Origin of the sequence: Mucilaginibacter frigoritolerans (assembly GCF_007830615.1) — a bacterium.
In the GTDB taxonomy this organism is placed as follows: domain Bacteria; phylum Bacteroidota; class Bacteroidia; order Sphingobacteriales; family Sphingobacteriaceae; genus Mucilaginibacter; species Mucilaginibacter frigoritolerans.
Window position 1 is genome coordinate 1 of the sequence record NZ_VLLI01000021.1, and the last position, 12,769, is coordinate 12,769.

The window sequence follows — 12,769 nt, forward strand, 5'->3', positions numbered from 1 at the left end:
GACTACATAAAGCTTAACAGCTTTTCAGCGTCAGGGGTAACATGGGTGACACGCAGGCGAAGCAGGTCCGCTTATGATGTCCTGGAAGAATTGAATAATCCGCATAAAGAAAAAGGGGTTATTGCAGACAAACGTATCCGCTTGGGTTACAGGGGCAGCAATCGCGTTTTAGGCAGAATCGTGCAATTCAAAAGCCCTGAGAGCGGAGAGGTGTACGAGTTCCTAACCAATAATATGAAAATGAGTGCGATAACTATAACTGAGTTATATCGAAAACGCTGGCAAATAGAGCTGTTATTTAAAAGAATGAAGCAAAACTATCCGATTAAATACTTTCTTGGTGACTCGGAGAATGCTATAAAGCTACAAATATGGTGCGCTCTGATAGCAGACTTAATATTAAAGATCATTAAGAAAGGAATAGCCGCTAAATGGTCTTTCGCTAATCTGGCTGCAATGATGCGCCTGCATCTTATGACGTATATAGATATACGTGGCTTTCTAAAATCACCCGAAAAAGCATTGCAGAGCAAATTTTCAAACACCCAATCCGCCAAATCCCAACAACTGCTTTTTATTACATAGGGCCTGCTATCAGCATATTCCTATAAAACCGCCAAATTGTGATTTATTCATACATTTAAATTGTAGTCCTGTTTTTACCGGACAGTAATAGTCGGAGACTTCGGACAGCGGGGTTTGGAAGGTTTTTATAGCTTTTTTGCAATAAAATTTAAAACCTTTTTTGGTAGTGTCTCAATTTGAATTTATATCGAAAATTAAAGTGTTTTTTCAAAAAATGCTTTTATGCTGGGGTCAACCTCGCAAAGAAACTTTATTATCTCAATTAAAGCGAGAAAACCAGTTCCTATTGCAAGCCATAAAGTCCACTGATTTAGACGAGAAGATAAATTTTTCAAGCCTTCGTCCTGTTGTAAACGACGATTTATTTCCATTTGAACCAGCAAAGCGTCGTTTGCATCTTTTAAAGCCTTAGCCTTATAGCCGCCTAATTCTATAAATAATGACCCCTCCCACGTTATCATAATGGCATTGCCGCCATCATATTCAACATACCCATCTTTATGTAGTTTTTTTAATGCTATTATAAACTGGTCATTACCAAATATTATTCCGTCTTGTTCCAATTCTGCATTTGTTTCAATGATACTATGAATTAAATCATCGTTTAATACTAACAAAACTTCATCTAAATTTTTAACCCTAGAAATATATTGCATAAAAAACCACTTTTAGATGGCTTAAATCTATGAATAAGATATTTTAAATTACTCTGCTAATCTGACTATTTCTTCTATTGTCATAACATCTTTAGTTAACCCTGCTTCCATTGCCGGGGTAATAACTCTTAATGTTTTGTGAATTTTAGCGAAGTTATAATAAACAAATTGCAAGGCGATTGCATGGCAATGATTTTCCATTTTCTTGCTGAAAGCATTGGTTAACCTTGTAAACCTACCCAATCTGGCGCGAGTATGCTGCGTAGGCCTAAAGCCTGGCGTACTCGTGACTTTATACGCCATTGCCATCTTTACTTTTCTTTTCTTTTACTTGTCCTGAAGTGAAAAAGTCATGAGTACACCGCGCACTTGTCATCGATGCATATTCGCGTCAGGTGAGGAGGACTATATACCTATTAGCCCACGCCATTTACTTTTTCTTCAAAAGCCTGATTATCCATTTAATAACAAATCGAAAAACCGTTATGAGCCCTATAACAGCAAATAGTATAATTAATAGCGACAGTAAATTAATGCCCATTATAAAAAGATTTAGTTCTCCCGCTGTCCGATTCTCTGACCTCAAACTACAGCATCGAAAAATAAACAATCCACATCAATAATTTGATCTATACCTGCATAATTTATTATCGCTCGTATAGTCAACTCACCCCGACGAGGCTTCGCCCGTCGACCCTCTCTACTTTGTAAAGAGGGTGGGGAGAGATTTTTCAGTTTTTCCATTCCCTCTTTACCGCTTGCGGTAGAGAGGGTGATCCAGCGTAGCGTAGATCGGGTGAGTCACCTCTGCGGGCGATATTAACGCCAAATTTCCCCACATCTTACTCCAAAAAAATAATTACAAATAAATTTGCGCAACTCAAAAGTTGCACGTAACTTGCAACCTGAAAGTTGCGCATTTGTGATTAAAAGATGAAACAAGATATATTTCAAGCCATAGCCGACCCAACACGCCGAGCTATTTTAACTTTACTTACCATACAGGCATTAACACCAAATGTTATGGCCGAAAAATTTGATATGAGCCGCCAGGCAGTATCAAAACATATTAAAGTATTGCACGAATGTGAATTGATTAAGCCTGAGCAAAGTGGCAGGGAAATTTATTATCACTTTAATGCAAAAAAAATGCAGGAATTTGACCATTGGTTGGCCAAATTGAAGCAAAACTGGGAAACTCAATTTAATCAACTCGACGAAATATTAGCAACCATTAAAGAACAAAAAAATGAATAACAATTTGCTATTTGATTTTACCGTAGATAAAACGGCTAAAACGATATTTATAACAAGAGAATTTAATGCCGGCCTTGCTTTGGTTTGGGATGCTTTTACTAAACAAGAAATACTGGACAGGTGGTCAGCACCGGCACCTATGCGCTGCAAAACCAAATACATGGATTTTAAAGTGGGGGGACGAAGATTTTATTCCATGATAGCCCCCGACGGGCAAGAGGGTTGGGTGCTGCAGGAATATACTTCCATTACGCCGAAAACTAATTTTAAAATGTATAACGCTTTTGCCGACAAAGACGAAAATCCCGAATTGCCGGGTTCGGAATGGGATCACAACTTCGGCGAAGAAAATGGTATAACAACAGTGAACATCAGCATTTTTAATGAATCGCTTGAACGAATGGAACGGATATCGGATGGCTTTACAAAAGCCTATACCATTATGTTAAAAAATCTGGACGAGCTGTTTGCAAGCTTACAGCAGGAATTATAAGTAGAAATTGAATAAGAAAAAATTAACCATTTAAAAATAAAGATTATGAGAACAATTAACCCATGGATTAACTTCAATGGAAATGCTGAAGAAGCATTCACTTTTTACAAATCAGTTTTTGGCGGAGAATTTACCAAGATTATTCGTTTCAAGGATATTTCAAGCGCCGAATTTCCGGTAGCAGAAAATGATGAAAACAAAATAATGCAAATTGCTTTGCCGATAGGCAAACACAATGTGTTAATTGCCAATGATATTCCCGAATTTTTGGGACGGGTAAACGAAGCCGAAAACAGATCTAAAATAGCAGTCAATGCAGAAAGCCGTGAAGAAGCAGACAAAATATTTAACGGACTATCAGCAGGCGGAGATACTGAAGGGGACATTGGCGACAGTCCCTGGGGTACATACGGCGCAATGTTTAGGGATAAATACGGTATTGAATGGATAGTGGAATTTGACCCCAATTATAAGGGATAAATTTAATGGGGAAACAAGGAACGCGTAATAACAGCTCCCGCTGTCCGTAGTCAGAGAATCGGACAGCGGAGGAGATGAGTTTATCGGTTTTGTTCTCATTTCTTCGTCAGTTGGTATCTCAGGTGTGTTGTTAAGTCTGATGGTATTACTTCTACAATTTGAATATCATATTTGTCTTTGTCAATGCCGTCAAACAGCCGGATGCCAGTTCCTAAAAAAACAGGGGCAATGTGAATGAAAAATTCGTCTACAAGCCCGGCATTCAAAAATTGTTGAATAGTATTGGCACCACCTTGTATTCTTATGTCTTTTCCTTTGGCTGATTGTTTTGCTTTTTCTAATGCGCTTTCTATTCCGTCATTAATAAAATAAAAAGTTGTTGTCCCCTTTTGCACCCAGGGTTCCCGTTTTTCGTGCGTCAGTACGTAAACATCTGCTTTGTATAAATCTTCTGCCCAATGCACTTCGCCTTCTTCAAACATGCGTTTACCCATGATGTAGGCGCCTGTTCTTGCAAACACATCATCAATTAATTTGCTGTCGGCACCGTATTCTTCACCGCCTTCCATATTGATGTGTTTCCAAAATGCTTTTTGTTTAAACATCCACGTGTGGATTTTTGGTGAAACGCCGCCCATCGGGTTGTCTGGACTTCTGTTATCGCCCGCGAAAAAACCATCAAGTGATATTCCGCTATCAAAGATAATTTTGCTCATAATTTTTATTTATGGTTGGTTAAATTTAATCCGCTGCTGGTTACTGTGATTTCAGATTAAGGGACCGAAAAATAAACAATCTATATCAATATTTTGATTGATGCCTGCATAATTTATTATCGCTCGTATAGTCTACTCGCCCCGACGGGCGCTGCGCTGGTCGACCCCCTCTACCGCAAGCGGTAAAGAGGGTGGGGAAGAATTTTTTCTCCCTCTTTACGACTTGTCGTAGAGAGGAATGTCGAGCGTAGCGACGACAGGGTGAGTAAATTCTGCTGGCGATATGCACGTCAGTGCAAACCACCGTCAACAAAAAACATCATTCCCAAACAAAAAATACACTCGCCTGTAGCGTTTTACAGTTAGCATCGTAATGGTAATAAAACCAATTATGAAAATTAAATACATTTTGTTGGCAATTGCAGCAGTGGCGTTTTGTTTACCGGCCTGCAAAAAGGATAAGAAGACCCCGGTTATTAGTAACGCCACCCTGCTCGGCAAGTGGGATGAAGTTAAGTTTCATTTAACCGAAAATAACATTAACGGTACGGTTACCGATACCACTATTACGGCCGCTTCGCTTAGCGCAAATGATTACGCCCAATTCAACAGTGATTATACGGTTAATATATTCCAAAGCGCTAACAACGCCACACAGGGTAGTGCCTCACCAGATTATATTTCCGAAAGCATCTATAGCTATACTATTTCGGGTTCAACGGCAATCCTTGCTCCCGAGGCCATATTATTAAATATCAATACACCGGCAGGTTCAATTACCTGGGTGGTTACCATGATAGATGCCAATAATATTGATTTGCGCTACACCGATAGTGCTGGTGCCATTAAGGTAGTGTCAGATACCTATTATACCAGGGCGCAATAGGCTGGGGGGGATACTCCTTGTAATAAAATGTTTTGTGGTGTATGTCGCTCGCAGAGGGGACTCACCCCGACGATCCGCCTAAAGGCGGACGTCGACCCTCTCTACCGCGAGCGGAAAAGAGGGTTGTTGAAGAGTTTTTTTCTCCCTCTTTACGACTTGTCGTAGAGAGGGAGGTCGAGCGTAGCGACGACAGGGTGAGTCCTCTCCGTGCGATAGACCCAACCCCTTATTTCACCGGCAGCTGCAAAATAAACTCGGTGCCTTCGCCTGGTTGGCTGTTTATTTTTATTGATCCGCCAAGGGCCTCAATTTGTGTTTTTACCATAAATAGTCCCATGCCTTTGCCTTCAACTGTGGTGTCAAAGCGCTTGTAGAGGCCAAATAGCTGGGTGCCGTTTTTATTAAGGTCAATTCCTTTACCATTATCTTTAAACCGGAGCTCAAGCATGTTGTTCTGTATGGTGCTTTTAATGGTAATAACAGGACAAACACTCTTTTGACGGTATTTGATACTGTTGGATAACAGGTTGTAAAAAATGCTGTAGAAATAGCTTTTGATAGAGAATATGGAGGCGGCTCCATCAAAATTACATTCAATGCGGACACATTCTTTGGCAACTACGTGGCTGATGCTTGATTTAAATACCTCTACCAGGTTGTTGAATATAATGGTTTCTTTCCGTTCGTTAACAAACTCCCTGGCTTGTATAATCTGGTTAAGGTCATTAATAACCGTATCAATATTATTTGCCGATATTTGCAGATTTCTGTTGGCTTCTTTTATCTCGTTTGGTTTTAAAATGTTACCGTTAATCATGTTGGAGAGTCCGATAACATTGGCAACCGGTGCACGCAGGTTGTGCGAAATAATGTAGGTAAACTGCTCCAAATCTTTATTGCGCTGTAATATATCCGAAAGCATTTGTTCTTTTTCTAATAAATTCAGCTTGGTTTCGGTAATATCAGCAGCGGCAAAAATGAAACCGCAGTGCTTGTTGTGCTCGTTTTTTACACCTATCCACCTTATTATGAACCAGCTAACGCTACCATCGGGGTTGTCAACGTTTAGCTCATACCTAACCACTTCGCCAAGTTTAACTTTTACCAGGGTTTCCATAATAAAGGGCCAGCGTTCATCTGTAAAATACTCTTTAATATGTGTGCCTGGTGCCAGTTTTGCCAGCAGCCTCAGGTAGGCAAAACCTTCGGCAATTTTGTTAAACGAAACGGTTTTAAAAGCGGTATCAATCAACACATAAGCCGATTCTGTATTGTTAACCAGCGTTTTTAAATTGGCCTCTGATTTTTTTTGGGCCTCTTCGTCCTTTTTGCGTTGGGTAATATCCATCACCATAGCCAGGGCACCGGTATAGTGGCCATTGTTATCAAAAATAGGATTGGCTGTAACGTTTACCCAAATGTAGCAGCCGTTTTTGGTGCGATGTTTTATATCGAGGTTTGTGGGTATGCCGCGTCGCATATTTTCAATGTCATTAATAGCGCGTTTGTGGTACTTGTTTACAACAAAGTGCAAAAAATTCTTTCCCACTATTTCTTCGGCCGGGTATCCCAAAATATCCACTATCCGTTTATTTACAAAAGTGGTGCGGTTGTGCTCGTCAATGGTCCAGATGCCTTCGTGTGCGGTTTCAACTATTTGCCGGTAGCGTTCTTCGCTGAGTTTAAGTTTCGTTTCATCACTTTTTTGTTGGGAGATATCCCTTACAATACCATCAAACCGTATCAGCCTGCCATTATCGTCTATGGTGGGTACTATTTTGTTTTCAACCCAGCAAACGGACCCATCCTTGCGTACAATCCGGTATTGATCGCACACGGCGATGCCTTTTTTTAGTTGATACCATTCGCTATTAACTATATGTGCTTCGTCAGGATGAACTAGTTGAAAATATAAAGAATAATCTGCCATAAACTCTTCGGTACTATAGCCGAGAAGCTTTTCGCACGATTGTGATACTTGAATAACTTTACCATTTTCAGCATCAATAGAAAAGAAAACATCATCCATTACCCTGAAAAATGCATTGAGATCCTTGTTTACTTTTTCCAGATTTTGCGCTGCCAGGGTAGTTTCCGTTACATCCCAATTGGTGCCTATCATTTTTAGCGGATTGCCATTATGATCGGGCTGTACCAGGCCTATTGCCCTGATATAGCGGGTTGAGCCATCTTTATAAATAATGCGGAACTGCGTATCAAATTCATTTAACCCCTTAAATGCCCTTACCGATTCCTTTTTCATTCGTACCCTATCGGCTGGATGTACTTTATCCATCCAGCAATTCGGACTAAAATTATCATAATCAGCACCATATAATTTGTACATGGTTTCGTCCCATTCAAATTTGCAGGTTGCTGCATCCCAAATCCAAATGCCGATGCCGCCAATGCTGGTTGAAAGTTGTAAGCGTTCCAAAACCTCCTGGTGTTGCTTTTTGCTTAGCCTGAAAGCTTGCTCAGAAATTTGTGCCCTTTTTTCAAATGTGTGGTAAACATTTGAAATGCTGTAAAAAACATTTTGCAATGACCCATTTCTGAACAGATTTGGTGAAAGCTGTGCTTGTATTTGTTCTTTTAAAAGGGGGTGGTAATTCATAATCAATACTTTTTATCAAGTTCTGTTAACACTATGCCATCTTTGTATTGAAGTGCAATTTGCCAGGGGAGCAAACGTCACATCATGATATTGAATTTTAATACGCCGGAAGGTTAGGGAAACCGAAAAGAATATAATTATGCTGAAATCTGTAAAGCACATAGGTAGGGTAGCACTTGTATAGGGCACAAAGTGAGATAGATTTTTGTTAAAAAGGGGATTTTGATTTAACAGCATTAATTTATCAATTTGTATTATTAAGGTATAATACGGATAAAAAAATATTTAGTTATTGAATTTTACATAAATAATATTCCTTTTGGGAATGTGTAATAGTATCTTTTTAAGCACATTGCTTATTGTTTTACTAAATAATATTATTTTTTTAATCGCAGTGGCGTTATTATTTAGTAAAGATTTATATACAATTGCTTTTTAATAAATATATAAGTTTGCCGACAAGCTTTATTGCTCGTTGATTCATTAATAAATGTTGTTTTAACGCTTAAATTGATAAAAATTATTGCTGAATAATGCTGATGAAGGTGGTTTAAGATTTTTAACTTTATAAAAAGTAACCCATTAACGGCCAGTTGTAACACACAAAGTACCTATCACTAGTTTAGTGTAATTAAAAAATAGCCGATACACCGCCTGCTATTAACCAGGAATACAGCGCTAAGTAATTGGATTAATAGGGTATTTTTTGATTTAATTTCATTTGCCTGTAGCGTTTGTTAGGGCAGGGGCGTAATGGCTATTAGTAACCAAAACCACTTTTAAAATGAAAAATATATATACCCCTATTTTTATTATCGGTATTTTACTGAGCCTGTACTCATGCCACAAAACCGATTCTGCAGACTTTATTTCTACAACCTCTACAACTTCTAATTCTGCTGTTTATAATACTGCTATGGTTGGCAAATGGAATATTGTAAGTGATTCTACCTATGTTGGTGCGGGATCTGGCAACCATGCGGTTGATTATGCCGGTACAGCTGGTGATTACTTCATTATTTTGGCAAACGGCACTATTTATACCAAAGAGGGTTCGCAGTTAGATACCCTTAGCTATCACATGTCTTCCGATACCGGCATTGTAATATCATCATTTGGTGTAATTTTAAATGGGGTTCCCCAGGTTAGTAAAATTATAACGTATACCTCAACCAGTTTGGTTATTGCATCACCAGAGTCTTTAACTCCCGGAGGTATTTTTTGGCGCAAAGTAACTTTAAGCAAGTAATATTTATGATGATAAAAAAGTTGTTACCCATTATAATATTGGGGATGTTATGCCTGTTTCAATGTGAAAATTATTGCTGCCATATTACCGGTATAACCTATATCAGCAAACCGCTTAATTAAGCAGTTTGCTGGATTGGGTTAATGATATGGCTTTCAACAAATGCTTTTGAGTAAATTTTTATCATCTCCCTTACTTTCCTAAACTCGTTCATCACTTCATCTGCATTTCCGGTAGCCTTTGCCGGGTCGGGAAAATTGTGGTGAAACTTCTGCGCCAGGGTAGGGAAGTAAGGGCAGTTTTCTTTAGCATTATCGCAAACGGTTATTACATAATCAAAGTTTATGTGTTGGTATTCGTCTACATTATTGCTGGTATGTTTACTAATGTCAATACCGTCTTCGGCCATTACCTGTATGGCTTTGGGGTTTACGCCGTGGGTTTCAATACCGGCGCTGTAAATGTGGGCATTATCGCCTGCAAAAAATCTTAAATAGCCCTCGGCTATCTGGCTGCGGCAACTGTTGCCGGTGCAAAGTACCAATACGTTTTTCATGATATAGAATGGTGTGTTTTTGTATTAAAATATTTTTTACGGAGCCAAAAGGCCAGGTTAACCAGGGCAATTAATGCAGGCACTTCCACCAGCGGACCTATCACCCCGGCAAAGGCTTCGCCGCTGTTAATGCCGAATACGCCAATAGCTACGGCAATAGCCAGTTCAAAATTATTGCCCGTAGCCGTAAAGGCAATGGAGGTGCTGCGCGAATAATCGGCCCCGAAGTATTTACCTGTAAAAAAGCTCACAGTGAACATAATGGTAAAATAGATAACCAACGGTATAGCTATGCGCACAACATCCATAGGGATTTGTACAATCAGACTTCCCTTAAGGCTAAACATTACCACAATGGTAAACAGCAGGGCCACCAGCGTTATGGGCGAAATAAAGGGCGCATATTTTAGCCTGAACCACTCTTCTCCTTTTATAGCAATAAGCGTATAGCGACTAATGATGCCCGCGGCAAAGGGTATCCCTAAATAAATACCTACGCTTTTTGCAATTTGCAGTATGGTAATGTTAACCGCCAATCCTTTTAAACCGAAAAGTGGCGGCAAAATGGTGATAAATACATAGGCGTAAACACTGTATAGCAGCACCTGGAAAATACTATTTAGGGCGATGAGCCCGGCGGCATATTCGCGGTTGCCCTCGGCCAGTTCGTTCCACACTACTACCATGGCAATGCAGCGTGCCAGGCCAATGAGAATTAAACCCACCATATATGCAGGATGATCGCGCAGCAAAGTAATTGCCAGCACAAACATCAATATGGGCCCTATTATCCAGTTAAGCACCAGCGATGCACTTAGTACTTTGGTGTCTTTAAACACTTCGCCCATGTTTTCGTATTTTACTTTGGCCAGCGGCGGGTACATCATTAAGATAAGGCCGATAGCCAGGGGGATATTGGTGGTGCCGCTTGAAAAGGAATTGATAAACCCGGCTGATGAAGGGATAAAGTAACCAATGCCCACGCCGACAGCCATTGCCAAAAAGATCCACAGGGTTAAAAACCTGTCGAGGAAGCTTAGTTTTTTTCTTTCGGCCGCAGGGGCACAAACGGTAGCACTCATATGTTATTTTGGTTTTAATATATCCCACATGCTGTTGATGCATGGGACGTTAAAAAGCTGGATGTTTTTTTCTTTTAGCAGGGTGAAATTAATGTTGCCCATCTTTGTAAAACTGGTTTATTTAACCCAATATTCCATTTGTTTAGCTTCTTCAATAAAGGCCAGTACCGCTTCTTTAATCTGGTCCCTTACCTTACGGGTTTGTTCCAATATTTCTTCTTCAGTACCTTTAAAAGTTGATGGGTCGGCAAATGACCATCCTAATCTTCTAACCACGCCCGGAAATATCGGACAACCCTCAGCGCTGGCTTCATCACAAACGGTAATAACAGCCTGAAATAATCTGCCCTGTTTAAACAAATCAAAAACTTCCTGTGTTCCTTTTTTGCTGATGTCAATGCCTGCTTCCTGTAATACCTTAATAGCATAAGGGTTCAGTTTGCCGGCTTGCAATCCTGCACTTTCGGCTGTTAGTGCTCCACCGCCATATTCGTTTAAAAAGGCTTCTGCCATTTGGCTGCGAGCCGAATTATGGATACAGACAAAAAGGATATTATGCTTTATTTTACTGGTTGTAGTTGTCATGATGTTGCTCCATTTAAGGTTTATATAATCTTTTTCATTACGATGGCCGATTGCGGACAAACATGACTAAACTCCGACGATTGCTGAACACCCGCAGGCACTTCGGCCCTGGTTATGTTTACAAAACCTTTCTTTTCGAAATAGGCAGGTGCAGTTTCCGTTAATAAATAAAGCTCGTTTATGCCCTTTAAGCTACCCAATGCCGAGATGTTTTGCAGCAACTGATCAGCAATGCCCTGCCCGCGATGAGCAGCGTGTACGGCCAGCGAGCGCAATAGCGCGCCGGTGCCATAAACTTCCAAACCGGCTACGCCAATAACTTCATTGTTTTGCAGGGCAACCAAAAAGTTGTTCAGATTTAAAGGAAGATCAGCCACCGGCAGGTTTTCTGTAGCCAGTAAGCCAATTACTTCATCACGGTAATTTGCAGCGTTTTCTATTTTCATAGTGTTTAAAAATCAGCAACAGCCAGAACCAGGTGTGCAGCAGCTTTCGGCCGCTACGGCCAGGTTTTTCAATTGTACTTTTGGTTTTTCGGCAACAGCAGGGGCACAGCATTCTTCGCCCTTATCATTGGTGCCACAGCTACCTCCGCGGCTAATGGCTTTACACTGTACTGCGTCGGGACGCAGATCAATCAGCAGGTTTTCGCCGTTTACGCTTATCCCGTTAGGAAACATTTGCCGGGTATCAAACTCTGAGTTGCCAAACTCTATCTTAACCGTTCCGTTAGGATTAAGCGGCAGCATTTTTTCAACCACATCAATAATGGATAATGCCTTTTTTACTTTCATTGATCGCTGCTGATCCTGCCCTTCGGATACCCAAAGCTGTACAATGATTTCGGTCCATGCATTCATCACCCCGCCGCAATCAACCGAGGTAATGGGCGCTTGTTTAATTTCGGTGATATGATAAGCTGCATTAACCAGCTTGCCTTCGGCATACTGAAACTGCAGATCCAGGTCGGGATGCTGTAATAAAGTTTCTTTAAAAGTACCCCAGTTAATTGATTCTGTGTTTTTCATGACTTTACTATTTATTGCAATATTACGATGGTTTGATTCAAATTTTTTTAACAGCAATTATTGCTTAATGAGGTACTGTTTAAAAAGATACCTAATTGATTTTTAAGCTGATTCCATACCGCAGGGTTAATGCAATAGCATACGCTAACCCCCTCAATGGTGCCTTGTATTAGTCCGGCGGTTTTTAGTTCTTTTAAATGTTGCGATATGGTAGCCTGCGCCAAGCCCAGCTCGATGGATAAATCGCCACAGATACAGGCATTGGCGCTCATTATTTGCTGCAAAATGGCAATACGCGCCGGGTGAGCCAATGCTTTAAGCATGGTAGCCAGGTGGTTTTGCTCCTCAGTAAATATTTCTGTTTTTGTTAAGCCCATAATTACATTGCAATATTACGATGAATGGGTGAGATTTGCAAGTGTTTGTTTATTTTTTTTGTTGGGTGCTTATTTTCTATCCTTCGCTACCGCAGGCGAGATGGCATTAAGCCAAAGGAAATGAATTTCTCAACCCTCTTTGCCGCTTGCGGCAGAGAGGGTGATCCAGCGTAGCGTAGATCGGGTGAGTCGACTCTACGGG

Annotated in this window: 15 protein-coding genes and 1 pseudogene; 6 read left to right on the forward strand and 10 right to left on the reverse strand. The window is 40.4% G+C overall.

All coding sequences use genetic code 11. From position 1 onward, the window contains the following. Nucleotides 1-585, forward strand: a 585-nt coding sequence (locus JN11_RS23475; protein ID WP_144911361.1) for a transposase, incomplete at its 5' end; no start/stop codon positions are given. 194 nt (nucleotides 586-779) lie between these two features. On the opposite strand, the gene JN11_RS23480 is transcribed toward JN11_RS23475, so the two are convergent. Further along, nucleotides 780-1,241, reverse strand: a complete 462-nt coding sequence (locus JN11_RS23480) for a hypothetical protein (RefSeq protein ID WP_144916658.1) — start codon at nucleotides 1,239-1,241, stop codon at nucleotides 780-782. Between the two features lie 48 nt (nucleotides 1,242-1,289). After that, a pseudogene (locus tag JN11_RS24695) lies at nucleotides 1,290-1,493 on the reverse strand (IS1 family transposase); the annotation flags it as partial. A gap of 681 nt (nucleotides 1,494-2,174) precedes the next feature. Between JN11_RS24695 and JN11_RS23490 the strand changes: the two are divergent. The 3 genes from JN11_RS23490 to JN11_RS23500 are packed head-to-tail and all read left to right on the forward strand — an operon-like array spanning nucleotide 2,175 to nucleotide 3,471. Further along, nucleotides 2,175-2,498, forward strand: coding sequence for an ArsR/SmtB family transcription factor (locus JN11_RS23490; RefSeq protein WP_144916660.1), 324 nt, complete (start codon nucleotides 2,175-2,177; stop codon nucleotides 2,496-2,498). Next, on the forward strand, nucleotides 2,491-2,991 hold the full coding sequence (locus tag JN11_RS23495; protein WP_144916661.1) for an SRPBCC family protein: 501 nt from the start codon (nucleotides 2,491-2,493) through the stop codon (nucleotides 2,989-2,991). Before JN11_RS23490 ends, JN11_RS23495 begins: the two co-directional genes overlap by 8 nt. Before the next feature lie 45 nt (nucleotides 2,992-3,036). Then, on the forward strand, nucleotides 3,037-3,471 hold the full coding sequence (locus JN11_RS23500; protein WP_144916663.1) for a VOC family protein: 435 nt from the start codon (nucleotides 3,037-3,039) through the stop codon (nucleotides 3,469-3,471). Nucleotides 3,472-3,566: 95 nt separating this feature from the next. On the opposite strand, the gene JN11_RS23505 is transcribed toward JN11_RS23500, so the two are convergent. Beyond that, entirely contained in the window at nucleotides 3,567-4,187 is a 621-nt protein-coding gene (locus JN11_RS23505) for a dihydrofolate reductase family protein (RefSeq protein WP_144916664.1), read from the reverse strand. Nucleotides 4,188-4,578: 391 nt separating this feature from the next. On the opposite strand from JN11_RS23505, the gene JN11_RS23510 reads away from it, so the two are divergent. After that, the gene (locus tag JN11_RS23510; protein WP_144916666.1) at nucleotides 4,579-5,073 is read left to right on the forward strand and encodes a hypothetical protein; all 495 of its coding nucleotides are present in this window, start codon (nucleotides 4,579-4,581) and stop codon (nucleotides 5,071-5,073) included. 226 nt (nucleotides 5,074-5,299) lie between these two features. Here JN11_RS23510 and JN11_RS23515 read toward each other — a convergent pair whose 3' ends face one another. Further along, nucleotides 5,300-7,690, reverse strand: coding sequence for a PAS domain-containing sensor histidine kinase (locus tag JN11_RS23515; RefSeq protein WP_144916667.1), 2,391 nt, complete (start codon nucleotides 7,688-7,690; stop codon nucleotides 5,300-5,302). 784 nt (nucleotides 7,691-8,474) lie between these two features. Between JN11_RS23515 and JN11_RS23520 the strand changes: the two genes are divergently transcribed. After that, nucleotides 8,475-8,939, forward strand: a complete 465-nt coding sequence (locus JN11_RS23520; RefSeq protein WP_144916669.1) for a hypothetical protein — start codon at nucleotides 8,475-8,477, stop codon at nucleotides 8,937-8,939. 118 nt (nucleotides 8,940-9,057) lie between these two features. Here the strand turns inward: JN11_RS23520 and JN11_RS23525 are convergent, their stop codons facing one another. The 6 genes from JN11_RS23525 to JN11_RS23550 form a co-directional block, all read right to left on the reverse strand. After that, the gene (locus tag JN11_RS23525; protein ID WP_144916670.1) at nucleotides 9,058-9,495 is read right to left on the reverse strand and encodes an arsenate reductase ArsC; all 438 of its coding nucleotides are present in this window, start codon (nucleotides 9,493-9,495) and stop codon (nucleotides 9,058-9,060) included. Beyond that, entirely contained in the window at nucleotides 9,492-10,577 is a 1,086-nt protein-coding gene (gene arsB / locus JN11_RS23530; protein WP_144916672.1) for an ACR3 family arsenite efflux transporter, read from the reverse strand. Before arsB ends, JN11_RS23525 begins: the two co-directional genes overlap by 4 nt. A gap of 117 nt (nucleotides 10,578-10,694) precedes the next feature. Beyond that, nucleotides 10,695-11,162 carry an arsenate reductase ArsC gene (locus JN11_RS23535; RefSeq protein ID WP_144916673.1) on the reverse strand — a complete coding sequence of 156 codons (468 nt, stop codon included), beginning with the start codon at nucleotides 11,160-11,162 and terminating at the stop codon, nucleotides 10,695-10,697. 20 nt (nucleotides 11,163-11,182) lie between these two features. Then, nucleotides 11,183-11,608 carry an arsenic resistance N-acetyltransferase ArsN2 gene (arsN2, locus tag JN11_RS23540; RefSeq protein ID WP_144916675.1) on the reverse strand — a complete coding sequence of 142 codons (426 nt, stop codon included), beginning with the start codon at nucleotides 11,606-11,608 and terminating at the stop codon, nucleotides 11,183-11,185. Between the two features lie 12 nt (nucleotides 11,609-11,620). Further along, nucleotides 11,621-12,190 (reverse strand): DUF6428 family protein, encoded by a 570-nt coding sequence (locus JN11_RS23545; protein WP_144916676.1) that lies wholly within the window; start codon nucleotides 12,188-12,190, stop codon nucleotides 11,621-11,623. 47 nt (nucleotides 12,191-12,237) lie between these two features. Then, entirely contained in the window at nucleotides 12,238-12,567 is a 330-nt protein-coding gene (locus tag JN11_RS23550) for an ArsR/SmtB family transcription factor (RefSeq protein ID WP_144916678.1), read from the reverse strand. Nucleotides 12,568-12,769: the final 202 nt, after the last annotated feature.

Bases quoted from the DNA above. Each gene is read 5' to 3' on its own strand.
- JN11_RS23515 (WP_144916667.1), bottom strand. From the start codon at position 7,690: ATGAATTACCACCCCCTTTTAAAAGAACAAATACAAGCACAGCTTTCA.
- JN11_RS23480 (WP_144916658.1), bottom strand. From the start codon at position 1,241: ATGCAATATATTTCTAGGGTTAAAAATTTAGATGAAGTTTTGTTAGTA.
- JN11_RS23545 (WP_144916676.1), bottom strand. From the start codon at position 12,190: ATGAAAAACACAGAATCAATTAACTGGGGTACTTTTAAAGAAACTTTA.
- arsN2 (WP_144916675.1), bottom strand. From the start codon at position 11,608: ATGAAAATAGAAAACGCTGCAAATTACCGTGATGAAGTAATTGGCTTA.
- JN11_RS23500 (WP_144916663.1), top strand. From the start codon at position 3,037: ATGAGAACAATTAACCCATGGATTAACTTCAATGGAAATGCTGAAGAA.
- JN11_RS23520 (WP_144916669.1), top strand. From the start codon at position 8,475: ATGAAAAATATATATACCCCTATTTTTATTATCGGTATTTTACTGAGC.
- JN11_RS23490 (WP_144916660.1), top strand. From the start codon at position 2,175: ATGAAACAAGATATATTTCAAGCCATAGCCGACCCAACACGCCGAGCT.
- arsB (WP_144916672.1), bottom strand. From the start codon at position 10,577: ATGAGTGCTACCGTTTGTGCCCCTGCGGCCGAAAGAAAAAAACTAAGC.
- JN11_RS23510 (WP_144916666.1), top strand. From the start codon at position 4,579: ATGAAAATTAAATACATTTTGTTGGCAATTGCAGCAGTGGCGTTTTGT.
- JN11_RS23535 (WP_144916673.1), bottom strand. From the start codon at position 11,162: ATGACAACTACAACCAGTAAAATAAAGCATAATATCCTTTTTGTCTGT.
- JN11_RS23525 (WP_144916670.1), bottom strand. From the start codon at position 9,495: ATGAAAAACGTATTGGTACTTTGCACCGGCAACAGTTGCCGCAGCCAG.
- JN11_RS23495 (WP_144916661.1), top strand. From the start codon at position 2,491: ATGAATAACAATTTGCTATTTGATTTTACCGTAGATAAAACGGCTAAA.
- JN11_RS23550 (WP_144916678.1), bottom strand. From the start codon at position 12,567: ATGGGCTTAACAAAAACAGAAATATTTACTGAGGAGCAAAACCACCTG.
- JN11_RS23505 (WP_144916664.1), bottom strand. From the start codon at position 4,187: ATGAGCAAAATTATCTTTGATAGCGGAATATCACTTGATGGTTTTTTC.